Annotated in this window: 18 protein-coding genes; 5 read left to right on the forward strand and 13 right to left on the reverse strand. The window is 62.3% G+C overall.

Going from position 1 to position 22,165, the window contains the following annotated elements; genetic code table 11:
* Window positions 1-20 precede the first annotated feature (20 nt).
* On the forward strand, window positions 21-638 hold the full coding sequence (locus OH764_RS21215) for an NIPSNAP family protein (RefSeq protein WP_498850664.1): 618 nt from the start codon (window positions 21-23) through the stop codon (window positions 636-638).
* A gap of 499 nt (window positions 639-1,137) precedes the next feature.
* On the opposite strand, the gene OH764_RS21220 is transcribed toward OH764_RS21215, so the two are convergent.
* From OH764_RS21220 to OH764_RS21240, 5 genes are all read right to left on the reverse strand, one after another.
* Window positions 1,138-2,145 carry a zinc-binding alcohol dehydrogenase family protein gene (locus OH764_RS21220; RefSeq protein WP_498850665.1) on the reverse strand — a complete coding sequence of 336 codons (1,008 nt, stop codon included), beginning with the start codon at window positions 2,143-2,145 and terminating at the stop codon, window positions 1,138-1,140.
* A gap of 9 nt (window positions 2,146-2,154) precedes the next feature.
* Window positions 2,155-3,213 carry an aldo-keto reductase family protein gene (locus OH764_RS21225; protein WP_498850666.1) on the reverse strand — a complete coding sequence of 353 codons (1,059 nt, stop codon included), beginning with the start codon at window positions 3,211-3,213 and terminating at the stop codon, window positions 2,155-2,157.
* A gap of 67 nt (window positions 3,214-3,280) precedes the next feature.
* Window positions 3,281-4,228, reverse strand: coding sequence for an ABC transporter substrate-binding protein (locus OH764_RS21230; protein ID WP_020068425.1), 948 nt, complete (start codon window positions 4,226-4,228; stop codon window positions 3,281-3,283).
* Between the two features lie 39 nt (window positions 4,229-4,267).
* On the reverse strand, window positions 4,268-5,299 hold the full coding sequence (locus OH764_RS21235; protein WP_498850667.1) for an ABC transporter permease: 1,032 nt from the start codon (window positions 5,297-5,299) through the stop codon (window positions 4,268-4,270).
* Window positions 5,292-6,839: a sugar ABC transporter ATP-binding protein gene (locus tag OH764_RS21240; protein WP_498850668.1), complete on the reverse strand. Its 1,548-nt coding sequence runs from the start codon at window positions 6,837-6,839 to the stop codon at window positions 5,292-5,294. Before OH764_RS21240 ends, OH764_RS21235 begins: the two co-directional genes overlap by 8 nt.
* 251 nt (window positions 6,840-7,090) lie before the next feature.
* Here OH764_RS21240 and OH764_RS21245 point away from each other — a divergent pair, with 251 nt between their 5' ends.
* Complete coding sequence (locus OH764_RS21245; RefSeq protein WP_087754384.1) at window positions 7,091-7,792, forward strand: FadR/GntR family transcriptional regulator; 702 nt, start codon at window positions 7,091-7,093, stop codon at window positions 7,790-7,792.
* 167 nt (window positions 7,793-7,959) lie between these two features.
* On the opposite strand, the gene OH764_RS21250 is transcribed toward OH764_RS21245, so the two are convergent.
* From OH764_RS21250 to OH764_RS21280, 7 genes are all read right to left on the reverse strand, one after another.
* On the reverse strand, window positions 7,960-10,224 hold the full coding sequence (locus OH764_RS21250) for a xanthine dehydrogenase family protein molybdopterin-binding subunit (RefSeq protein ID WP_498850669.1): 2,265 nt from the start codon (window positions 10,222-10,224) through the stop codon (window positions 7,960-7,962).
* A complete protein-coding gene (locus OH764_RS21255; RefSeq protein WP_020068430.1) occupies window positions 10,221-10,733 on the reverse strand; it encodes a (2Fe-2S)-binding protein in 513 nt (170 codons plus the stop codon). Before OH764_RS21255 ends, OH764_RS21250 begins: the two co-directional genes overlap by 4 nt.
* A complete protein-coding gene (locus tag OH764_RS21260) occupies window positions 10,730-12,007 on the reverse strand; it encodes a c-type cytochrome (protein ID WP_498850670.1) in 1,278 nt (425 codons plus the stop codon). The genes OH764_RS21255 and OH764_RS21260 overlap by 4 nt, the downstream gene beginning before the upstream one ends.
* Window positions 12,008-12,121: 114 nt before the next feature.
* A complete protein-coding gene (locus OH764_RS21265; protein WP_498850671.1) occupies window positions 12,122-13,264 on the reverse strand; it encodes an alkene reductase in 1,143 nt (380 codons plus the stop codon).
* 162 nt (window positions 13,265-13,426) lie between these two features.
* The gene (locus OH764_RS21270; RefSeq protein ID WP_498850672.1) at window positions 13,427-14,641 is read right to left on the reverse strand and encodes an MFS transporter; all 1,215 of its coding nucleotides are present in this window, start codon (window positions 14,639-14,641) and stop codon (window positions 13,427-13,429) included.
* A gap of 43 nt (window positions 14,642-14,684) precedes the next feature.
* Entirely contained in the window at window positions 14,685-15,833 is a 1,149-nt protein-coding gene (locus OH764_RS21275) for an FAD binding domain-containing protein (RefSeq protein ID WP_498850673.1), read from the reverse strand.
* Window positions 15,830-16,483, reverse strand: a complete 654-nt coding sequence (locus tag OH764_RS21280) for a DsbA family oxidoreductase (RefSeq protein ID WP_498850674.1) — start codon at window positions 16,481-16,483, stop codon at window positions 15,830-15,832. Before OH764_RS21280 ends, OH764_RS21275 begins: the two co-directional genes overlap by 4 nt.
* 118 nt (window positions 16,484-16,601) lie before the next feature.
* Here OH764_RS21280 and OH764_RS21285 point away from each other — a divergent pair, with 118 nt between their 5' ends.
* Window positions 16,602-17,534, forward strand: coding sequence for a LysR family transcriptional regulator (locus OH764_RS21285; protein WP_088175343.1), 933 nt, complete (start codon window positions 16,602-16,604; stop codon window positions 17,532-17,534).
* A gap of 156 nt (window positions 17,535-17,690) precedes the next feature.
* Window positions 17,691-19,001: a chloride channel protein gene (locus tag OH764_RS21290; RefSeq protein ID WP_498850675.1), complete on the forward strand. Its 1,311-nt coding sequence runs from the start codon at window positions 17,691-17,693 to the stop codon at window positions 18,999-19,001.
* Between the two features lie 88 nt (window positions 19,002-19,089).
* On the opposite strand, the gene OH764_RS21295 is transcribed toward OH764_RS21290, so the two are convergent.
* On the reverse strand, window positions 19,090-20,058 hold the full coding sequence (locus OH764_RS21295) for a LysR family transcriptional regulator (protein WP_498850676.1): 969 nt from the start codon (window positions 20,056-20,058) through the stop codon (window positions 19,090-19,092).
* A 359-nt stretch (window positions 20,059-20,417) separates the two neighbouring features.
* Here OH764_RS21295 and poxB point away from each other — a divergent pair, with 359 nt between their 5' ends.
* Window positions 20,418-22,139: a pyruvate oxidase gene (gene poxB, locus OH764_RS21300; RefSeq protein ID WP_498850677.1), complete on the forward strand. Its 1,722-nt coding sequence runs from the start codon at window positions 20,418-20,420 to the stop codon at window positions 22,137-22,139.
* Window positions 22,140-22,165: the final 26 nt, after the last annotated feature.

Raw genomic sequence — 22,165 nt, forward strand, 5'->3', positions numbered from 1 at the left:
TGAGCGAAAGGAGAGGCGAAATGCTGTATGAACTGGCGACGTTGTCGTGTCCGCTCGTGGAACAGGACGCGGTGTCCAATTGCGCCCATCGCTGGGTATCAAATGCCGACGCGGCAGGCAGGCTGCTCGGAGCATGGCGCACGGAAATCGGCGAACTGTCGCGCATTGTGGTGATGCGCAGCTTTGAGACGATGGATGAGCTGCAACATGATAGAAATCGCGCATTGACCGCCGAGCAACCCTTCGGAATTGAAAGCGCGTGCGTTCAATTCACCATGGAAAGCTACGCTCTTTTTCCCTTCTTACCGGATATCGAGCCGGCGGCGACCTTTGGCAACTTCTACGAGATTCGCCGTTATTGGCTGAAAGCCGGAGGGATTGCACCAACCATTACCGCCTGGGAACGCGCACTGGGTCCGGCCGAAGCCTACACATCGCACCTCATTTGCAACATGTACGCACTCGATGGACCACCGCGCATTACGCATATCTGGGGATTCTCGAGTCTTGAGGAGCGTATGACATTGCGAAGGCGGCATTACGCTGAAGGCCTTTGGCCGCCCAAAGGCGGTCCGGAACAGATTACAAACGCAACGTCGGCGATTTGCCTGCCGGAGGTGTGGTCGCCTCTGCGTTGAATGCTTGCTGGCGCAGCGCTCCTGAGCGGATTGACAGTTTGCCCACGCACCAAAACGTGTTCTCATGCCTTCGGCTTGGCGTAAAAGCCACACGGTATGTCTTGGCGGTATGAGAGAGGCATGAATGTCCGCTCCAGAGGAAGGCGACCGACCGCTCCGGCTCGTACAAGCGTCTCTCGTTCTAACTTTGCGCAGGTAAGCGGCAACGAACGTTGGCGTTGATTCGCGGCACGGCATCCAGTGTTTATCGGCTTGCCCGAGCGATGTGTGCAACGCCGGGGAGACGGGCGCGACTGCGCGCGCCCGGCACAGGCGGCCTGAGTCGTTCAAGCACGCCCGAGCGTCTCAAGCCATCCGCGCGCAAGCGTTGCACCAGTCATCAGATGGCATTACTTCGAACGTGACGCTTTTCCGTTTTCTCTCGAACCACATTAAGAGCGAGCGGCATGCGATCTGAAAGAGCACGTCCGCCCGTCTCGAACAACTGCAACGAATCCAGTCAGCACTCGACCAGCGCCTTCACGACGGTCCGCCCAGGCTCCATCAGCTTCGGAAATTCGGTAGGCACGTCGGCCAGGCTCATGCGGTGAGTGTTGAGCGCTTTGTCGGGAATGCGGCCCGCACGCATCGCTTCAAGAACCGTTTCGAAGTCTTCGGCGGTCGCATTGCGGCTGCCGAGCAGGGTCGCTTCGCGCTTGTGAAACTCTGGATCGGAAAACGTGATCTGGCCCGGCACGATCGAAATCAGCACGTACTTGCCGCCGTGGGCGATGAACTCGAAGCCGCGGTTCATCGCATTGACGTTGCCGGTTGCATCGAACACTACGTCGAAGAACTCACCGTCTGTGAGCGCCGCAAGTTCTTCCACGTCGTTCGGACCGATCTGAACTGTCGAAACGGCAATGTGCTCGCGGCAGAACGCAAGACGGTCCGCGCGCGTGTCCAGGCATGAGACCTGCCCGCCGCGCAGGCTCGCAAACAGCATGGCCGCCATGCCGATCGGCCCCGCGCCTACGACGAGAACCCGCTGACCGGCCGACACGTCGGCGCGCCGGACCGCGTGAGCGCCGATCGCGAGAAACTCGAGCATCGCCGCCTGGTCCAGTGTCACGCCATCGGCCTTGTGCACGAACTGCGCGGGCACCGACAGGTATTCAGTCAGCGCGCCGTCACGATGCACACCGAGAACCTTGATGTTGACGCAGCAGTTGGTTTTCCCCTGCCTGCAGGCAATGCACTCTCCACACGACAGGTAGGGCATCACATAGACGGCGTCGCCGGGCGCGACGTGCGCGCCGGGGTCCGCCTCGGCGACGATGGCCGACAGTTCGTGTCCCATCACCCGCGGGTATTGCAGGTAAGGCTGATTCCCCGAGTAGATGTGCATGTCCGTGCCGCAAATACCCACGCGGCTGACCCGCAGAAGTACTTCGCCGTCTGCGCGGCGAGGTGGTTCGCGGTCTTCGCGGCGCAGCACGCCAGGCGATTCACAAATGACGCTGAGCATGGGCTTCCTTTATTGGGCTTGTCGATCGCCGGACGGCCGATCGGTTGTGAAGAAACGGCGGGCCTCGGGAACCGGAGCCGATCCGGCTATCAGCCCTTCGTGCTGCAAGGCCTGCCACAGCTCTGGCGGAACTGGCGTTTCAAGCCATGCGATGTTCTTTTGCAACTGCTCGATACTGCGCGCACCGACAACGCACGACACGACAGCGGGGTGGGCCAACGGAAACTGGAGCGCCGCTGCAGCGAGCGGAACCTCGAACTTCGCGCAGGCGTCGGCAAGACGCGCGACTTTCCGTGCTACTTCGGGCGGCGCGTCGGTGTAGTTGAACTTGCCGTTGCCCACGAGCACACCGGAATTGAATACGCCGCCGGCGACGATCCTCACGCCGTTGCTCACACACTGGTCGAGTAATGGCGAGAGCGCTTCCTGTTCGAGCAGCGTATAGCGGCCCGCCAGCATGATGAGGTCGAGATCCGCTTCCTGCATCGAATCGACTGCGACCTGCCATTCGTTCACGCCGAGTCCGATCGCGGAAACGGCATGCGAGTCTCGCAGTTCCGCGAGAGCCCGAAAGCCGCCGCCACGTGTCAGCTGTTCCCAGTAGCGTGAATGCGCATCGCCGTGCGTCGCCGCGCCGATGTCGTGAACATAGAGGATGTCGATCGTCTGCATGCCGAGACGTTGCTGGCTATCCTCGTACGAGCGCATGATGCCGTCGAACGTATAGTCGAAACGAGGCCGGAAGGGCAGGGGTTGCGCCCAGTTGTCATCGCCTGGCTGCACCGTGTCGTCGGGCCGCATGAGCCGCCCGACCTTGGTGCTCAGTACGTAGCGTTCGCGCTCGCGCATCTGCAGCGATTGTCCGACGCGCCGCTCCGAAAGCGTATAGCCGTAGAACGGCGCAGTGTCGAAATAGCGGATACCGGCGTCCCACGCCCGCTCGAGGAGCGCATTGGCCTCGGCGGTCGACATGGGCTTGTAGAGGCCGCCCAGTTGCGAGCAACCGAGGCCGAGTGTGGTCATCGCCAGCCCGCTTCGCGGCAGCGCGTGAGTTGCAAAAGCTTTCATGAAGGCGTGTCTGAATGGAGAAGATGCCGGCGAACGGCTTCTAAAAACCGCTGCGCCGGCCCGTTCGTCAATAAAGAACGTTCTTTGCTTCTGACGAATCGAGGTTCTGTTTCTCGACCATCATGACGCCCGTGTCCACCTGCTTCGAAACGGGCTTGCGTTCAATGACGTTGACGAGGGTCTGGATGCCCTTGTAGCCCATCTGATAAGAGCTTTGAACCGCAATGGCCTGAATCGTGCCGTCACGAACGAAGCCTTGCAGGTCCTGATTGCCGTCGAAGCCGATTGCAATGACCTTGCCGCCTTTTCCGGACTGCTGAAGAGCGCGTCCCATTCCCACGGCGGTGGGCTCGTTCGCGCCGAATATGCCCTTGAGATCGGGGTTGGCCGACAGCACGTCGGTCGTCTGATTCAGAGCGTTCGCCATCTGCGACTGCGAGTAGAACGGACCCACCAGTTGCAGCTTCGAATGCGCCGCGATGTACTTGCGGAAGCCGCCGACACGGCCCACTTCCGAGCCTGCCCCCGGCACGTACGACATGACCGCGACCTTGCCGGTCTGCCCAACCCGATCAATCATGGCCTTCGCGCAGAGTTCGCCGGCTTTCACGTTGTCGGTAGAGAGGAACGACTGGTAGTACTGCTTGCCGGCATCGGACACCGTCGAGTCGATCAGCACGACAGGGATATGGGCTTCCCACGCTTTCTTCATGGCGGGAACGAGCGCATCGGGGTCGGACGGCGCCAGCACGATGCCCGCGACATGCCGGTTCACGGCATTCTCGACCATGTTGACTTCATCGGCGATGGCGGATTCGGCTGCGGGACCCTGGAAGGTCATCGTATAGCCCTTAGCGTCGGCCATCGCGGCGGTCGCGCCTTTCTGCACGTTCTGCCAGTAGTTGGAGTTCGCCGTCTTCACGATGACTGCAATTTCGCCGCCCGCCGCCTGCGCATACGCGCTGAACATTGCACACATTGCTGCGGCCGCAGCCAGCACGGATACCTTTTTCATGTCTCGCTCCTTGATTGTGGTCTGTACTTCGTCTTCTGATTACAACTTCCGGTTTCGGAGTTGATCGATCCATACGGTGCCGAGAATCACGACACCGATGATGATCTGCTGGATAAAGCTCGATACACCGTTCATGTTCAGGCCGTTGCGCAGCACTCCGATCACGAATGCGCCGATGGTGGTGCCGGAGATCGTGCCGACGCCGCCCATCAATGACGTGCCGCCGATCACTGCGCTTGCAATGGCGTCGAGTTCGTACATCACGCCTTCGTTCGGCTGGGCGGTGACGAGGCGCGACATCAGTACGCAGCCGGTAGCGCCTGCCAGCAATCCGGACAGCACATAGGTGAAGAGCTTGACGCCCTGCACGTTGACGCCGGAAAGCCGCGCGGCTTCTGCGTTCGATCCGACCGCGTAGATGTGACGGCCGAGCGAGGTTCGCGACAGCAGAACAGAAACCGCCACGAATAGAATCACCATGATGACGACGGGATAGGGAATGCCTGGGAAGACCGTGTCGGGAAAGCCGTCAGCGCCGATATGCGAGACCTTGAAGAGGGCGCCGTTGCCCAGTTCGCCAAAGGCGTCGCCGAGCCCGGAGACGGGTCTTGCGCCCGTGATCTGCAGCGCGAGACCGCGAGCGACCAGCATCATGCCGAGGGTCGCGATGAACGGAGGCAGCCCCATGCGCGTGACGCAGATGCCGTTCACCCATCCGCAAGCGGCGCCGACGAGCATGCCGCCCGCCATCGCGACGGGTACCGGCACGCCGGCCTTGACGAGCAGGGCGGCCGCGACACCCGCCAGCGCCAGCACCGATCCAACCGACAGATCGATGCCGCCGGTGATGATGACGCACGTTGCGGCCACGCCGAGATACGCAATGGACGTGACCTGCAGCGCCACCGTCATCAGGTTGCCGACAGAGAAAAATGCAGCGCTGGTGAGCGAAAATGCGACGATCAGTACTACGAGGCTACCCAACGCGGCGAATTTTTGTATCAGATCGCGGCGGCGCTGTCGTGCCTGTTTGTCCAGGGCCTGCGTGCGGCCCGATGTGATTTCAAGCATGACTTCTCCCGGATGCGTAGTGCAAGATCTCCTCCTGACTGGTCTGTCTGGTCTCGAGTACTGCGGTAATGAGCCCCTCGTGAAACACGGCGATGCGATCGGTCATGCCGAGCAGTTCGGGCAACTCGGAACTGATCAGGACAACGCCGACTCCGTCCGCGGCCAGCCGGTCCATCAATTTGTAAATGGCGTACTTCGCGCCGACGTCGATGCCTCGCGTCGGCTCATCGAAAAAGAGGATGCGCGAGCCGCGGTACAACCATTTGCTGATAACAATCTTCTGCTGGTTGCCGCCAGAAAGATTTCTTGCGATCTGCTTCACCGTCGGTGTACGGATCGCGAGTTCGCGAACGTAGCGCTCGGCAATAGCCGTCTCTTCCGAAAAACGCAGGAAGCCACGCGACGATATAGCGCGGACATTAGACAGCGTGATGTTTGCGGCCACCGGCATCGACAGTGCAAGTCCGTCTTTCTTCCGGTCCTCCGACAGATAGGCGATCCCGTGGCGGATAGCCTCGCGCGGCGAGCGGATCGTCACGGGCGTGTCACCCAGCTGGATCGAGCCGGAGTCGAGCCGCTCCGCGCCGAAGATCGCGCGGGCGACTTCGGTGCGCCCAGCGCCCATCAGGCCGGCGAAACCGAGAATCTCGCCCTTGCGCAGGTCGAACGAGAGCGGGCCGAAGGTGTCCGTCCGCTGCAGATCGCGCACCCGCATCAGAACCTGTTCCGTCGGGACCGACTCGCGCGGCGGATAGGCGTCGTCGAGCGCGCGCCCCACCATCCGGGCCACGATTTCGTTGATGGTGGTCGATGCGAAATCGCTCGTTGCGATATGGCGGCCATCGCGCAACACGGTGACGCGGTCCACGATCTCCGCCATCTCGTCGAGACGATGCGAGATGTAAAGAATCGCTACGCCGTCGGCGCGCAGTTCCCGGATGATGCGAAAGAGTTGGACCGTTTCCGATTCGGTCAGCGATGACGTGGGCTCGTCCATGATGAGTACACGTGCATCCAGTGACAGCGCCTTTGCAATCTCCACCATTTGCTGCTGCGCAATCGAGAGGGCGCCGACCAATGTAGTTGGCGACACGTTCAGCCCGATGCGCTGCAGGCAGCGCTGCGCATTGGCGTTCAGCGTGCGGTAGTCGACGAACGGGCCGCGCTTGGGTTCGCGCGCAAGGTAGATGTTCTCCGCGACCGACAGGTGCGGCACCAGGTTCAACTCCTGGTGGATGATCGCAATACCTGCGGCCTGGGCGTCCGACGTGGAGGCGAACTGCACCGGCTTGCCCTCGTAGCAAATGACGCCGTCGTCCGCGTGATATTGGCCGCTGATGATTTTCATCAGCGTCGATTTGCCCGCGCCGTTCTCTCCACAGACGGCGTGTACCTCTCCGGAGCGCAGATCGAGATCGATGCCATCGAGCGCCACGACACCGGGGAATCGCTTGCTTACACCCTTGAGTTGCAGGATTTCCCGAGGGGGCGGCACATCGGGCGCACGGCCCGGCCTCCGCTGTGTGGTCGCTTCTGTCAATCCCGTCTCCAATATGTTCAGGACTTCACCGTTCGACCCGTCGAAAGCCAAGCCAGCGGTCAGTCCAATTTGGGCAGATTAAAACGCACAAACGGTTGTTTGGTCAAGCCAATGTAGAATTTCATAACTGTTCATTCCAGTAGGGAAAACCCCGGCGGCGACGCCGCTGCTTGGCCTGCCGAGGCCATCGGACCCCATGCTAGACTTTGGTGCGGTCCGTTTCGCGGCTCGTCGACAGGACATTTTGAACAATGAAGCAAACTGAACCAAAGCGGCTTTACCAATCTGTGGCCACGCAGATCCTTTCTCTCATTCGAAAGGACGAACTGGCGCCCGGCGCACGTCTTCCGCCCGAGCGCGAGCTTGCCAATACGCTGGGTGTCTCACGCCCTTCATTGCGCGAAGCATTGATTGCGCTCGAAATCGGCGGCCAGATCGAGATACGGATGGGGTCGGGCGTGTACGTGCGCGCTCCGGACGAAGGCGGTGACAACGCGGTGCCGGCTCTGGGCGAAAGTCCGTCCGAATTAATGCAGGCCAGAGCGGCAATAGAAGGAACAGTGATCGTACTGGCCGCCGGCAAACTTTCGGCGGCCACGCTCGACAGGCTGCGGCGCACGGTCGAGCGAATGAAACGCCTCGCATCTGCCGGAAAGTCGCCCGTCGATGCGGACCGGCAATTCCATATGCTGATCGCGGAGACGGCGGGCAATTCAGTGCTGAGCCGCTTCGTTGCCGAAATGTTCGATAGCCGCCACGACCCGATCGCTGCGGCAATTCGTGACCACTCGGAAAGCACCGAAACATGGTCGGTCGCGGTAAGGGAGCACGAGGAAATTCTGAAAGCGCTGCAGTCGGGAGATCCGATCGCGGCGCAGACGGCGATGCGGACGCACCTCAAAGCGTCGGAGGAACGCTGGATAGCAGGTGCATTGCGGCAGGAAGACGTTTGAGTCTCCAGCCGACGCATCGGTCGGCCTAAGCGCCTTTCCGTGAACTAGCCGGCGGTCACGTTCAGTAGTGAGCCGCCGGTCGTTCAGCAGATAACGTGCAGTGCGTCAGGCGATCGTGTCGGCCACTGCACCATCCAGCGCGCAACGCCGTGCCGGTGGTGAATGTTCTAGGCGTCGATCTGCCGACGCAAGCTCTCTCCGGCCAACGGCATGTCGCGCAGCCGCTTGCCGGTCGCATCGAATAACGCATTGGCGATCGCGCCCGCGGTCGGACCCATCGATGCTTCTGCGGCGCCGAGAAACGGCGCGCCCGGCCGGTCGATCAGATGCACATTGACGCTGTGCGGCGCCGCCGAGTACCGCAGAATGGGGTAGCTGCTCCAGTCGAAACTGCGAATTCTCGATGTATCGAACTGCAGCTCCTCGTAGAGTGTCCAGCTCGCCGATTGAATCACACCGCCTTCAATCTGGTTGCGTATGCCGTCAGGATTCACGATCTGGCCCGAGTCCACGGCGACTTCCGCGTGTTCGAGCCTGACCTGGCCGGTCTCGGGCACGACCGACACCTCGACGGCGATCGCGACATACGCCATCAGATTTTTATACTTCCCGAACGCAAAACCCACGCCGTGATTACGCTTGCGCGGCGGTCTGGGCCAGCCGAATCGACGCGCGGCTAGCTCGATCACGTCGCGGGCGCGCGGATCTTGCATATGCTTGAGCCGGAACGCCACCGGATCGGCGCCAGCGGCCGCGGCGAGTTCGTCCATGGTGGCTTCGATCGAGAAGACATTCATGTGCGCTCCCAGCGAACGCATGGCCGACGTGTGCAGCGGCATGGTCGGCGAGAAGTTGTTCGTCACATGCATGTTCGGGAATGCGTAAAGCGGAATCGCGTTGCGGTCGCCGCCGCCTTCCGGTTGCACCATTGGCACCGACGGCGCCGGCGCGAACGGCTTTTCCAGCATCTGCGCGGGAATGAGCCGCCCCGCGTTGACGATACGTTCATTGTGGGAACTGCTCCACAGCGAATAATTCCAGTCGACGATCGTGCCGCCCGCATCGAGCGACGCGCTGACCTCCGTGACCATTGCAGGTGTGAAGTGATCCCACGTGTGTTCCTGCTCGCGCATCCACTGCACGCGCACGGGTGCGCCATCCATCTCGCGTGCGATCAACGCCGCGTGCGCGGCTACGTCGTCGGCGCCGTTATGGCCGTAGCAGCCTGATCCCTCGACATGGACGCAGCGAATCTTCTCCTTTGGCATCGACAGCATTTCGGCGAGCCCGTCGCGCAGCGGATAGACGCCTTGCGAATGCGTCCAGACCGTCATCGCGCCGTCTTTATAGAGCGCCACCGCGCACGACGGTCCAATCGAGCCGTGCATCATGTAGCGTTTGCTGTACCTCGCGCTCAATGTCCTGGCCGGCGTTCCGGCCGGTGTATGAACGTTGGCGATCTCGATGTGTTCAGTTGAAATCTGCTTCAGGTCGCGATGCACCGTAGACGGATCGGGCAAGCTGCGCCCGGCAGTCCATCTGGAGCCCGCCGACAGCGCGCGCTGTGCTTGCACGGCCTGCCATTCACCTTTCGCAACCACCGCGAGCATGCTGCCGTTGCGAACCACCTTCACCACTCCCGGCATCTTCAGAATCTCGGGCGCGTTGGTCTCCAGCAGTTTCGCCTCGTAGACGGGCGGCATGACGACGCGTGCGTGCAGCATGCCAGGCATCGTCATGTCCTGGACGTAGCTTGGGAGGCCGGTGACCTTCGCCGGAATATCCAGCCGCTGCAGCGAGGTGCCGATGACATCGAACTTCGCCGGGTCCTTCAGCGGCGAAGCAGGCGTGGCCACCCGATGCAGATTCACCAGACGGACCGCTTCACCGTACGTCATGGCGCGGCCATCGGGTGCCTTGATCACTGCGTTGCGGGCGGTCAGTTCGCCGCTCTGCACGCCGAAATGCGTCGCTGCCGCGTCGACCAGCAGGCCGCGCACCTGGGCTGCGGCGTTCAACAGGGCGCTGCCGCTGTCGGCAATCGTGTGGCTGCCGGCGGTGAGACCTTCGTCCGGCGACGCACCGGTATCGGCTGTCAGAAACGTGATCAGCGAAGGTGCCATGTCCAGTTCTTCCGCCGCGACCTGCAACAGCGCAGTGCGCACGCCGGTGCCGAGTTCGACCTTGCCGGTATGCACGGTTACCTTGCCCGCCGCGTCGATCCTGATCCAGGCGTCGAGATACGGATTGGTCTTCAGGCTGCCTGCGAGCGCTTGCGTTGCCTTGCCGATATGTACGGCGGCGCCTTCGTCGGCGATCACTTCCTGCGCCATTGCCTTGACGCCCGGCAACATGCTGAAGCTCACCATCAGCGCGCCGGACATCATGAAGCGGCGGCGCGTTTCATCGATCTTTTCGTCATTGCCGCTCATTGCGCGCCTCCGCGGCTTGCCGTGTGTAACGGTTCGTTCGTGAGCGTGCCGCCGGCGGGCAGATGCGCAACCTCGCGAATCGCGGCGAGAATTCGCAGATGCGTGCCGCAACGGCAAAGGTTAGGCTCCATGTGTTCCAGCATTTCCCGCTCGGTCGGCCGCGGGTTGCGATCGAGCAGAGCCTGCGCGCGCATGATCATGCCGGCGATGCAGTAGCCGCACTGCGCCGCCTGATGATCGATAAACGACTTCTGCAACGCTCCGGGGTGCTCGACGGTGCCGAGGCTCTCGATGGTGCGAACCGGCCGCGCGCCGATCGACGAGACCGGAATCAGGCACGAAAACACGGCCTGATCGCCCACGATAACCGTGCAGGCTCCGCATTGTCCGAGCCCGCAGCCAAACTTTGCGCCATGCAAATGCAGGTCGTTACGCAGCGCATACAGCAACGGGGTGGACGGATCGATATCGAGCGAGTGCTGCACGCCATTGACGGTTAGGGTGATCATCGCGCGTCGTTCTCCTTTCTGACTTTAGCTACCGACTCTTCGACGTCGTCCCACGGGCTGCGCTGCGAGTAGGTTGCGCGAACGTACGGCGCCAGGTCGGCGACCTGCCTGTTGTTGTAAATCTGTGCGAAGGCGGGCATGTAGTTGAGCGCATCTTCGCCATGCCAGTTGATGCCCCCAAGGATCATCTGGATCGCGTTGCGCGGCGTCGAGGCGTTGACGGCCGTGCTGAGCGCGAGACTCGGGCGCTCTCCGATGGATTGCATCGGCGCTTGCGGACCATGGCATTGCGCGCACGACGCGCCGAACAGCACGGCGCCCCTTTGCGCTTCGGCTGGAAGCGATGTGCTGACCACCGGCCTTGCATCGGCGGATCGCGGCTTCTGGATCGACAGGATGTAGGTGGCGATAGCCTGCACATCCTGCTCCGGCACGGTGGCCAGATCGCGCGTGACGGGCAGCATCGGCCCAGCTGCGGCGCCATGCTCGCTGGCTCGGCCGGTGCGCAGGTAGGTCACCAGTTGCGCCTGCGTCCAGGGCTTGGGCGCAGCATCCAGAGCATTGAGCGCGGGGGCTTCCCATCCGTCCACGATGCCACCGTCGAACGCGTGGCCCGACTTTTCTCCACCGATCGGATTAAGCGGGGAGTGGCACGACGCGCAGTGACCCAGGCCATCGACGAGGAGCTTGCCGCGATTCCACTGCGCATCTTTGCTTGCGTCCGCCGCTTCGGGGCCGGGGCGCAGGAACAAGATGTTCCAGAAAGCGAGCAAAGGCCTGAAGTTCAACGGAAAGATCAGTTCGTTGGCCGGCGCGTTTGCCTTCACCGGCTCGCGCGTCATCAGATACGCGTAGGCGGCCGAAATGTCTCCGTCCGACATGCGGGTGAAGTGAATATAAGGAAACGCGGGGTAGAGCAGGTGCCCGTCACGGGCGACGCCGTGGCGCATCGCGCGCGTGAACGCGTCAAGAGACCAGTTGCCGATACCCGTGCCGACGTCGGGCGTAATGTTTGTCGAGTAGATCGTGCCGAAGGGCGTCGCGAGTGGCAGGCCGCCTGCGAACGGCTGACCGCCCTTGGCGGTGTGGCAGACGATGCAATCGCCGAGCGCCACCACGCGCGCGCCGGCAAGTTTCGTCTGTGCGTCGAACGATGCAACTGGCGGCGCACCGATGGGGGCGATGGCCGGCTTCCACATCAAGGCCGCGGCGATAGCCAGCACGGCCACGACGGCCCCGCCGGTTCCCCACAGCAATCTGGGTCCTGGAGTCATTCACACGCCCTTTTTCAGATGGATTGATTGCAAACTTCGGATGCCTTAGCGTATGCCTTGGCGCATGTTTGAATGCATGCGCTGATAGATGCGCAGGCGCACGCCTGCGCGCTGTCAGGCTTCAGCAGCGCCGGCTCGCACAGCGTGGCCGGCGCTGCTGCCGAACGGATAGTCGATATAGCCGCTCTCGCCGCCGCCATACCAGCCGGCCGATTTAGGCGACGCGAGCGGCGTTGCTGTTGCAATCCGCGCGACGAGGTCCGGGTTGGCAATGTACGCACGGCCGAACGCGACGAGGTCGGCGTCGCCAGCGCGGATCAACGCGTCGGCCCGGTCGATGTCAATGCCGCCGTTGACCATCAACGTGCCGTCGAAAACCTTGCGGGTGCGTTCGATAATGCGCGGCAAGTCCGGTGCGCCGCTCCAGCCGTTCGTATCAGCGGCATGCACATACGCGACGCCGAACTCGTCGAGCATCGCGCCGACGTAGTCGTAGGTGCCGTCGGGGTTCGTGTCGCGAACGTTGTTGTAATGCGCGTACGGGGAGATGCGTACGCCGACCTTGTTCAGCGGAACCGCCGTGCCGATTTCCGTCAGTACATCGCGCAGGAAATTGGCCCGTTTTGCAATCGACCCGCCGTACCGGTCGTCGCGGGTATTCGTTGTGGACGAGAGGAACTGGTGCGGCAAGTAACCATTTGCAGCATGTACTTCCACACCGTCGAATCCTGCGGTGATCGCGTTGACCGCGCCTTGCCTGAACGCATCGATCGCGAATCTGACTTCCTGCAGCGACATGGCGCGCGACGGCGTTGCATGAATGCGCGTGTAGTGGCCGTTCTGCAATTGAGCCCACACCTGCAACTGTTCCAGGTCGTCATTCACGCCGGAGGGCGACAGCGGCACGTCGCCTTCGAGCAGCGTGAATGAACTGACGCGCCCGCCGTGCCAGAGTTGCATGAAGATTCGACCGCCGGCGGCATGCACGCGGCTCGTGACCATGCGCCAGCCGTCGATCTGCTCAGCGGTCATGATGCCCGGCGTGAGTTCGAATGCAACCGATGCGGGACTGACATTCGTCGCTTCGGTAATGATCAGTCCGGCGGACGCTCGCTGCGCATAGTATTGCGCCATCATTTCGGTTGGCAGCCCACGCACGGGTGCGCGCGAACGCGTCATGGGCGCCATGACCACGCGATTAGGCAGACTCAGGCCATTCAGGTCGTAGCTGTTCAGCAGGGACGATTGGGAAGACATGTTCTATTCCTTTTGCACGATCGGGCGTTGCTCAGACGCGGCACTGCACGCAGTAGCGTATTCGCAGTGCCGCGCTTATTCCTGAAATCGCGCTGAATTTTTGTTAAGCCGGTCGGCATGTGCGCCGGACCCGGCGGCAACTCGCATCTCTGCAAGATCGGCTTATGCGTTGCGTGCGGCGTGCGGCCGTCCGATGACGAGGTAATGAATCAATGCGACGACCGGGAAGGCCGTGGCCACTGCCGCGACCAGCGGCCAGCCGCCGTGCTGATACAGCGGGCTTGCGAGTGCGGAACCGGAAGCGCCGCCGACGAAGATGCTCGTCATATAGAGCGCGTTCAGACGGTTCCTGCTCGCTGCGTGTAGCGCGTATATCTCGCGTTGACCCAACACCATGTTCATCTGCACGGCGAAGTCCAGAATGATTCCCGTCGCGACGAGGCCGAACACGCCCCAAGCCGGATGGATCAAGGCCGGCGTATAGGCAAGCGCGCCTACGACGAGTGCGATCAACGTGGCGCGGACCGTATGCCCGGCGTCGGCGAGGCGTCCTGCGACCGGTGCGGACGTCGCGCCGATTGCGCCGACTAGCGCGAAGATGCCGATTGCCGTTTGCGACAGCCCGAAGTGCCGCGTCAACTCGACGGGAATGGCCGTCCAGAACAAACTGAACGAAGCAAACATCAGCCCTTGATACAACGAACGGTGACGCAGAATGGGCATGGTGCGCAGCAGATGCGCAAGCGAGCCGATCAACTCGAAGTAGGTGGCCTTATGTTCCGGCTGGCGGCGTGGAATGGTCAGTGCAAGCACGCTCGTCACCAGCGCCATGAGGACGGCGGCGGAACCGAACACGGCGCGCCAGCCGAAGTGACCGGCGATCACGCTGGAGATCGGACGCGACAGCAGGATGCCGAGCAGCAAGCCGCTCATGATCGTGCCGACTACCTTGCCGCGCGATTCGTCCGGCGCAAGATGGGCGGCGAGCGGAATGAGGATCTGCACGGCTACGGAACTGAAGCCGACCAGCAGCGAGATACCGAGGAACCAGCCCGGCTGATGCGCGAACGCCGCAGCACCCAGACTCGCGATGGACACGAGCGCGGTCGTAATCATCAGCTTGCGGTTCTCGAGCAGATCCCCGAGCGGCACGAGAAAGAACAGGCCGAGTGCATAGCCGATCTGGGTCAACGACACGATCAGACTCGCCGTATTGGAGGACATGTGAATGTCCGGGGCGATCAGCTCGGTGATCGGCTGAGCGTAATAGAGGTTGGCGACGATAGCGCCGCAGCAAAATGCGAACAGCGCGATCAGTGATTGCGTTAATTTGACGGTACTCGTGCCGGGAGTGGCAACAGATGCCTCGATTGACATGACAGCTCCTTGAACTGGGGAAACAAAATAGCGAAAGCGAAAATCAGCGCGCGATGTTCATCAGCCGGTTGCCGAGCGATATGCCCAGTTCGGTCATGCGCCTGCCGCGCTCTAATTGCTGGGTCTCCCAACGCTTGAGCGCCGAATCGATCGAGTCGCCGCTTTGCTGTGCCGAGCGCAGCGCGAGCGCCAGCGCGTGCGCATTGGAAGCGGCCTTTGCCGTGCTGCCTGCCGTATGCGGACGCGGCACCGAGGCGGCGTCGCCGAGCAGCAGGGCGCGGCCGAAGACCATCTGCGCAGCGCGCAGATCCACGATAGGCTGCATGAACGGCTCGTCGGTCGCATCGACCAGCGCGCGGAATGTCGAACCCATCATGAGCTTCGCGTCGTCCCGCAACTGGGCGATGTCCGCACGCTTCGTCGAGCCCGGCGGCAACGAAAACGACCGCGCCACGCCGTCACGGTCCATGAGCAGCGCGTCTAGTTGCGCGCGGCTGTATTTGCGGTACCAGACCCAGTTCCAGCGACGCTCTCCGGCCACCGTCGAATCATCGTCGCCGGGTATCAGGTACGACAGCGCCGAATGGCCGTCGCCATGCTGGAACGAAAAGCGCTCACGCAGCGTGTCGGCCGCGTGAACCGGCAGATCGCGCTCCTGGACGAGTCCACGCCACGCGACATAACCGGCGTAGGCTGGCACCACTTCAGGCAGCAGGCGGCCTCTCACCGTCGAGCGGATACCGTCGGCGCCGATCAGCAGATCCGCCTCTTCATGGCGGCCGCTTTCAAAGAGCGCGATGGTTTGCTCGCCCTGCACGCGATAGTTGACGAAGGCTTCGCCAGCATGCAGATGTTCAGCCGGCAGTGCATTCTTCATTGCGCGATACAGCAGACTCCACGACGTCTGCATCTGCGGCATGTGAAGCTTCTCGACAATGTCGTCATGCCGGTCGAGATAAATGCGCTCGCCCGAAGCGACGCCGGGCGGGTCGGGCAATTCGACGCCGGCAAAGTGGAGCGCCTCCAGTACGTCGGGCTGCAGCACGACGCCGCCGCCGCGGCTCTCGAGTTCGTTTGACGACGTCTCGAACACGTCGACGTGCCAGCCCACCGCGCGCAAGGTTGCGGCTGTCAGCAGGCCGCCGAGCGAACCGCCAATAATCACGGCGCGAAGTCCGGAAGGGGAACTCATGCTGCGCTCCTCAGCGCTGCAGATCGCAGCGCATGCGCGAAGACGGCAGCTGGCTGTGCGCCGCTCACTGTTTCGCCTTCGATCACGGTGGTCGGCACTGCCTGTATGCCGAGTTTGTCGGCCCGTGCGCGCGCAGCGTCGATCTGCTCTTCGCCTGCGTTCGACAGCAGATACGCGCGCGCCGCCTGTTCGCCGAAGGCATGCGCGGCGGCAATTGCAGCAAGCGTGTCGAGCGAGCCGATGTCGCGTCCTTCGGAAAAGTAGGCGCGGTAGATGGCTTCGTAGAGCGCCGCTGTCGTGTTCGGTTGGTCGCGCTCCTGGGCGAACTGCATCAGATGATGCGCAAGACGCGTGTTCGGTGTGAGCAACACCCGGCTGTAGTCGAAGTGCGCGCCGGCTGTCAGTCCGGCGGCTGCGACCTGCGCGTCCATTGCCTGCGAATGCGCCCAGCTGCCGAACTTCTTGCTGCGATAGGCGCGCCGGTCCATTCCTGCGACCGGCATCGACGGATTCAACTCGAACGGCACATAGCGGATCGAAACCGCGTGAGCCAGGCCCGAATCCGCGAGCGCGGCGGCAAGGTTGCGTTGCCCGATCCAGCACCACGGGCAAATGAAGTCGTAATTGACCTCGATATCGACGGTTTGCATGTTTCACCTCTCACTATGTATAGGAATGCAGCATAGGCGTTGCGCACTGATGGCGGAATGGGCCTAAAATGCAATCTCGCGTTGCGCTGGACGCAATGAATCGTTGGTCGGGCCTTATATGGACAAACTCCTCGCTCTCACTACATTGCTCGAAGTCGCCGATGCGGGCGGCTTTTCAAAGGCCGCACAACGTCTTGGAGTGGCGACCTCGTCGGTCACGCGCCTGATGGATTCACTCGAAGCCTCGTTAGGCACCGCTTTATTGACTCGCACGCCGCGCAAGGTGAGCCTGACTGACGCCGGCATTGCTTATGTGGAACAGGTGGGCAAGGTGCTCGACGATCTGGCCGAGGCGGACGAAAGTGTGTTCGACAGCGGCGCCTCGCCGGTGGGGGCGCTGCGCATATCGGTGCCGTCCACGTACAGCCGGTTGCGGCTTGCCCCGCACCTCGCGGCGTTCCTGTGCGCCAATCCCCGCGTGTTTCTCGACGTCGTCGTTGCGGATCACTTCTCCGACCTCGCGCTCGACCGGATCGACGTCGCAATCCGCATCGGTCTGCCTGATCGCGACGCCAACCTGATCGTGCGCAAACTGACGGACAACCCACGTTATGTCGTGGCGAGCCACGACTACCTTGCGCGTTGCGGCACCCCGCCAACTCCAGACGCGCTCGCCTCACACGAGTGCCTTCGGATTGCATACGGCGGTGGCTATCGTTCGCGTCAGGTGTGGACTTTCCGGCGCGAGTCGGTTGAAGGGCGCGTCGAAGAGCGTGTCGAGGTGCGAGGCCATCTGCTATCCAACAGTCTCGATATCCTTCACGAAGCCGTTCTTGCAGGACGGGGCGTGGCCTTGCTGCCGGAATGGCTCGTCGGCGACGAGATTCGTGCGGGACGTTTAATGCGACTCTTCGAAAACTTCGACGCAAGCCCTCATCAGGGCGACGCAATCGTGTACGCGGCGTACCTGCCGAATCGACGTCATTCGAGCAAGGTGCGCGCGCTCGTGCAGTTTCTCGAAGCCCGGCTCCAGATGGCGCTGGAAGGCTGAGCGCCGACGTGGCAATCAACGGTACTTTTGCAGGCGTTCCTATTCGAACATTCAGTGCGTTTTCTACAGGCTGCATTAAAACCGCGTCGGTAAAATGGGCCTCCATTTAGCCGGCACGCACGCCGGTTTCTGAATCCCTTAACTCCAACCTTCCACATGCAACCACTAGAATCGCGCTCCATTGGGCACTCGTTGCGCTGGGCCGCAGTGGTGGTTCTGATCGGAGTAGCCGGCGGCGTGGCCGGGTTGGGTCTCGCCGCGCTCTTGCATACGGTTCAGCATGTCGCCTACGGCTACAGCATCGAAACGATCTTCAGCAAGGAGAGCTTTCAACAGGGCGTGACGGCTGCGAGCCGCTCACGGCGAGTGGAAATGCTCGCGCTCTGCGGGCTGGTCGCGGGAGTCGGCTGGTGGGCGGTCTATCGCTGGTGCCGACCGTTGGTGAGCATCGCGCGAGCGGTGAGCAGCGACGATCCGCGCATGCCTGTTTTCGCGACTGTCTGCCACGCATTGCTGCAGATTGTCACCGTCGCGCTGGGCTCGCCGTTGGGGCGGGAGGTCGCGCCTCGCGAAATCGGCGTGATGCTGGCGGGCAGACTGACGTCGTTCGCCGGACTCACGGTGGCCGAGTCCAGAATCATGGTCGCATGTGGCGCTGGCGCGGGCCTTGCCGCCGTCTACCACGTGCCGGTGGCGGGTGCGGTTTATGTGCTTGAAGGATTGCTTTTCACTATCGGCCGGCGAGCCGTTGTGCCGGCCGTCGTCACTTCGGCGATCGCGGGGTTCATCGCGCGAGCCGGTCTCGGCGACTTTCCACAATACGACGTGCCGCATTATGCGTGCACCGCTTCGTTGATCGTGTGGTCGGCGCTGGCGGGGCCGCTGATTGGCCTCGTGGCCTGGCAGTTCACGAGGCTCACCGACCATGCACGCGCCCGCGCGCCGCGCGATAGCAGGCTGATGCTGCTGTGCGCGGTCAACTTTCTCTGTATCGGGGCGCTCGCCATCAAGTTCCCGCTGTTGCTGGGTAACGGTAAGGGACCGGCGCAGGTAGGGTTCGACGGCTCGCTCACACTGCAGTTCGCCGCTGTTCTGCTCGTGCTTCGCGTGCTGATAACGTGGACGAGTCTGCGTGCCGGCGCGGCAGGCGGACTGCTGACGCCCGGCTTGTGCAACGGCGCATTGTTCGCCATCGTGCTGGGCAGTGTCTGGTCGGCGTGGTTGCCCGGTGCGCCGTTGGGCGCGTTCGCTGTGATCGGCGCGGCGGCGTTTCTTGCTACCTCGATGCGCGTTCCGTTGACGGCGATCGCACTGATTTTCGAGTTCACCCGGCCGTCGCCCGAATTCATGATCCCGGTAGCGATCGCAGTTGCCGGATCGGTCGCCATGTCGAGCTACGTTCGCCAGGTGTTCGACCCGGCGCGCCGCCCCGACTTGTCCGCGAAAGTAGAGCGCGCGAACGTGTAGCCTGCTTCCTGTTCGAGTGTGGATTCCGCCTCGCCTTCGATATGTCCGCTCAGACACGTCGGGCGCAGGTTGTCGGCATCACGCCGACTTATTGCAACGCGGCGTATTGTTGCCTGCTAACGGTCTGTACCGGCCGCCCTGGCTGCAAGCGTGCAACCTGCACATCCAGTTTCTGCCGCAACGAGGTGGTGAGAAATTCAACGAACGTTTTGACCTTCGCATCGACGTACTGGCGCGACGGATAAATAGCGAACACATTCACGGTTTCAAGTGGGTAACCGGGGAAGAGCTGAACGAGCTTGCCCTCCTTGATGTCCTCCGCGACCGAATAGGTCGGCACCGCGCCCACGCCGGCGCCTTCGAGCAATGCGATCCGAAGCGCCTGCATATTGTTGACGATGAAATGCCCGGCCAGTTCCGTGCCGACTGGAGTGCCGGCCGTGTCTGCTGGCCACTCCGGCGGCGCGTCGAACGCGGAGCTGACTTGCATGAGCGTGTGATTCGCGAGGTCTTTCTCTGCGGCGATGGGATGCCGTGCGAGATATTCGGGCGCGGCCACGAGAATGCGTTCGCACTGCCCGATCAGCTTGCTGATATTGCGAGAGTCCGGCAACGTCGACGCCGATACGATCGACACGTCGAAATCGTCTTCGATCAGATTAGCCATGCGCGGCAGCAGTTTCAGGTCCACGGAGACAGCCGGGAATGCCTCGCGATATTCGACGATCGTCGACGTCAGCTGTTTGAGCCCAATATCCGGTACGGCGTGAACGCGCAATCTGCCGCGTGGCAGGGTGTGCGCATTGCTCGCTTCCGCCTCGGCCGCGTCGAGATCCGCAAGAATCTTCTTGCAACGGTGGTAGTAGCGTTCGCCGCATTCCGTCAGCGATACGCTGCGTGTCGTTCTCTGCAGGAGCCGCGTGTGCAGATGTCCTTCGAGCGAAACCACCGCGCGCGAAATGTTGCCGGCGCTGCAGTCCATATGTTTTGCCACTGCGCTGAAGTTGCCGGTCTCCGCGACTCGCGAGAACACGCGCATGCTGAAGATTCTGTCCATAACCGCTTCGCCTCCCGATCAGATTGAGCCGGGCATTCAATGTCGCCCGTTGAGAGAACAATACTTTTGGCGGCAAGCGCGCACCATCACCTCAAATGGATGCGCGGATCATCAATGCATTCAGCCATCTAATCCGGAGGTATAGGTAGCCTTCGTGCCGCCGGGCGACTGACACAATTCTGCCGGGGCAATTAAGTAGTTTTTAGATGCGTTTCAGGACATCTGGCCGCAACTCACATAATGTTGGACAGGTCTCAAAGCATTTGCCCCCGCGCATGCGGGGGCGCATTCGCGTCGGTCCGGACACGCGTTCGAGTTCGGCGCCCAGTCGATCTTCATCTTGCGAGAAGGAGTCAAACATGGCTAGCAACACGATCGCCGCATATCTTGCGGGCAGTCTCGCCGCGGCAGGCGTCGAGCGGATTTGGGGCGTGACCGGCGACAGTCTGAATGGGCTGGCGTACAGCCTCGACCAGATTGGCTCGATCCGCTGGATGCACACGCGTCACGAGGAAGCGGCGGCCTTCGCGGCCGGCGCGGACGCGGCGTCGACCGGGCGTCTCGCCGTATGCGCGGGCAGTTGCGGACCGGGCAATCTGCATCTGATCAACGGTTTGTTCGATTGCCATCGTAATCATCAGCCGGTGCTCGCCATTGCGGCGCACATTCCGTCGACGGAAATCGGCACAGGCTACTTTCAGGAAACGCATCCGCAGGAGTTGTTCAAGGAATGCAGCCATTACGTCGAGCTGGTCTCATCCGCGTCCCAGTTTCCGCGTGTGCTGGCGCGCGCAATGCGCACCGCGATCGAGGAACGCGGCGTGGCCGTCATTGTCTTGCCAGGCGATGTCGCGCTGAGCGAAGGGCCGGCGGAAGCGCCTCTATGGGTCGACAGTGCACCGGCGCGCATTCTCCCGGCCGAGGCGGATCTGGACCGGCTCGCGCAAATGCTCAATGAGTCCGACGCGGTGACGATCATGTGCGGCAGCGGCGTGCAAGGTGCGCACGACGAAGTGGTCGCACTCGCCGACACGCTCGGCGCGCCGGTGGTTCATGCGCTGCGCGGCAAGCAGTTCATCGAATACGACAATCCCTACGATGTCGGCATGACAGGGCTGATCGGCTTCAGTTCGGGCTATCACGCGATGATGTCGTGCGACACGCTATTGTTGCTGGGCTGCGACTTTCCCTATCGTCCGTTCTATCCGGCTGACGCGAAGGTCATTCAGATCGACTGGAAGGGCTCGCAACTCGGACACCGGGCGCCGCTTGCACTCGGACTTGTCGGCACCGTGAAGGAAACCGTAGCCGCCACGTTACCCAGGCTGCAACGTAAAGCGGACCGCGGCTTCCTGGAAAACGCCCGCAAGCACTATGCGTCGGCACGCAAGGGTCTCGACGATCTGGCGACGCCATCCGGCGCGGGCCGCCCGATCCATCCACAGTACCTGGCGAAGATGATCGACGAGACCGCAAGCGACGACGCCATCTTCACAGCCGACGTCGGCACGCCCACGGTATGGTCCGCCCGCTATCTGACCATGAACGGCCAGCGCCAGTTGCACGGTTCGTTCAATCACGGGTCCATGGCGAACGCCATGCCGCAGGCGCTGGGCGCGCAAGGCGCGAACCTTGGGCGGCAGGTGGTCTCGCTCTCGGGCGACGGCGGGTTGTCCATGATGCTGGGAGACCTGCTCACTGCCCGCCAGCTCGATCTGCCGATCAAGGTCGTGGTGTTCAACAATAGCCTGCTTGGATTCGTCTCGATGGAACTCAAGGCGAGCGGTTATCTCGACACGAACGTCGATCTGAGCAAGACCGATTTCGCGGCGATCGCGAAGGGCGCCGGCATCTTCAGCATTCGCGTCGAGGAATCGGAAGACGTAGCGGGCGCGTTGCGGCAGGCGTTTGCCCATCCTGGGCCGGCGTTGGTCGACGTCGTCGTCTCCAAACACGAACTCGCCATGCCGCCAACAATCGAGCTCGCTCAGGCAAAGGGCTTCAGCCTTTACATGATGCGCGCGATCCTGAACGGCCGGGGCGACGAGATCGTCGAGCTGGCGCGGACCAATCTGCGCTAGCCGTACGCGTAACAGGCGTCACATGA

The organism is Burkholderia sp. M6-3 (assembly GCF_050858985.1).
In the GTDB taxonomy this organism is placed as follows: domain Bacteria; phylum Pseudomonadota; class Gammaproteobacteria; order Burkholderiales; family Burkholderiaceae; genus Paraburkholderia; species Paraburkholderia caledonica.

Excerpts from the sequence above, each read along its gene's own strand:
- OH764_RS21230 (WP_020068425.1), bottom strand. The coding sequence starts at position 4,228 with ATGAAAAAGGTATCCGTGCTGGCTGCGGCCGCAGCAATGTGTGCAATG.
- OH764_RS21280 (WP_498850674.1), bottom strand. The coding sequence starts at position 16,483 with ATGCAAACCGTCGATATCGAGGTCAATTACGACTTCATTTGCCCGTGG.
- OH764_RS21285 (WP_088175343.1), top strand. The coding sequence starts at position 16,602 with ATGGACAAACTCCTCGCTCTCACTACATTGCTCGAAGTCGCCGATGCG.
- OH764_RS21250 (WP_498850669.1), bottom strand. The coding sequence starts at position 10,224 with ATGAGCGGCAATGACGAAAAGATCGATGAAACGCGCCGCCGCTTCATG.
- OH764_RS21225 (WP_498850666.1), bottom strand. The coding sequence starts at position 3,213 with ATGAAAGCTTTTGCAACTCACGCGCTGCCGCGAAGCGGGCTGGCGATG.
- poxB (WP_498850677.1), top strand. The coding sequence starts at position 20,418 with ATGGCTAGCAACACGATCGCCGCATATCTTGCGGGCAGTCTCGCCGCG.
- OH764_RS21260 (WP_498850670.1), bottom strand. The coding sequence starts at position 12,007 with ATGACTCCAGGACCCAGATTGCTGTGGGGAACCGGCGGGGCCGTCGTG.
- OH764_RS21290 (WP_498850675.1), top strand. The coding sequence starts at position 17,691 with ATGCAACCACTAGAATCGCGCTCCATTGGGCACTCGTTGCGCTGGGCC.
- OH764_RS21295 (WP_498850676.1), bottom strand. The coding sequence starts at position 20,058 with ATGGACAGAATCTTCAGCATGCGCGTGTTCTCGCGAGTCGCGGAGACC.
- OH764_RS21215 (WP_498850664.1), top strand. The coding sequence starts at position 21 with ATGCTGTATGAACTGGCGACGTTGTCGTGTCCGCTCGTGGAACAGGAC.
- OH764_RS21265 (WP_498850671.1), bottom strand. The coding sequence starts at position 13,264 with ATGTCTTCCCAATCGTCCCTGCTGAACAGCTACGACCTGAATGGCCTG.
- OH764_RS21270 (WP_498850672.1), bottom strand. The coding sequence starts at position 14,641 with ATGTCAATCGAGGCATCTGTTGCCACTCCCGGCACGAGTACCGTCAAA.
- OH764_RS21220 (WP_498850665.1), bottom strand. The coding sequence starts at position 2,145 with ATGCTCAGCGTCATTTGTGAATCGCCTGGCGTGCTGCGCCGCGAAGAC.
- OH764_RS21235 (WP_498850667.1), bottom strand. The coding sequence starts at position 5,299 with ATGCTTGAAATCACATCGGGCCGCACGCAGGCCCTGGACAAACAGGCA.
- OH764_RS21255 (WP_020068430.1), bottom strand. The coding sequence starts at position 10,733 with ATGATCACCCTAACCGTCAATGGCGTGCAGCACTCGCTCGATATCGAT.
- OH764_RS21245 (WP_087754384.1), top strand. The coding sequence starts at position 7,091 with ATGAAGCAAACTGAACCAAAGCGGCTTTACCAATCTGTGGCCACGCAG.
- OH764_RS21275 (WP_498850673.1), bottom strand. The coding sequence starts at position 15,833 with ATGAGTTCCCCTTCCGGACTTCGCGCCGTGATTATTGGCGGTTCGCTC.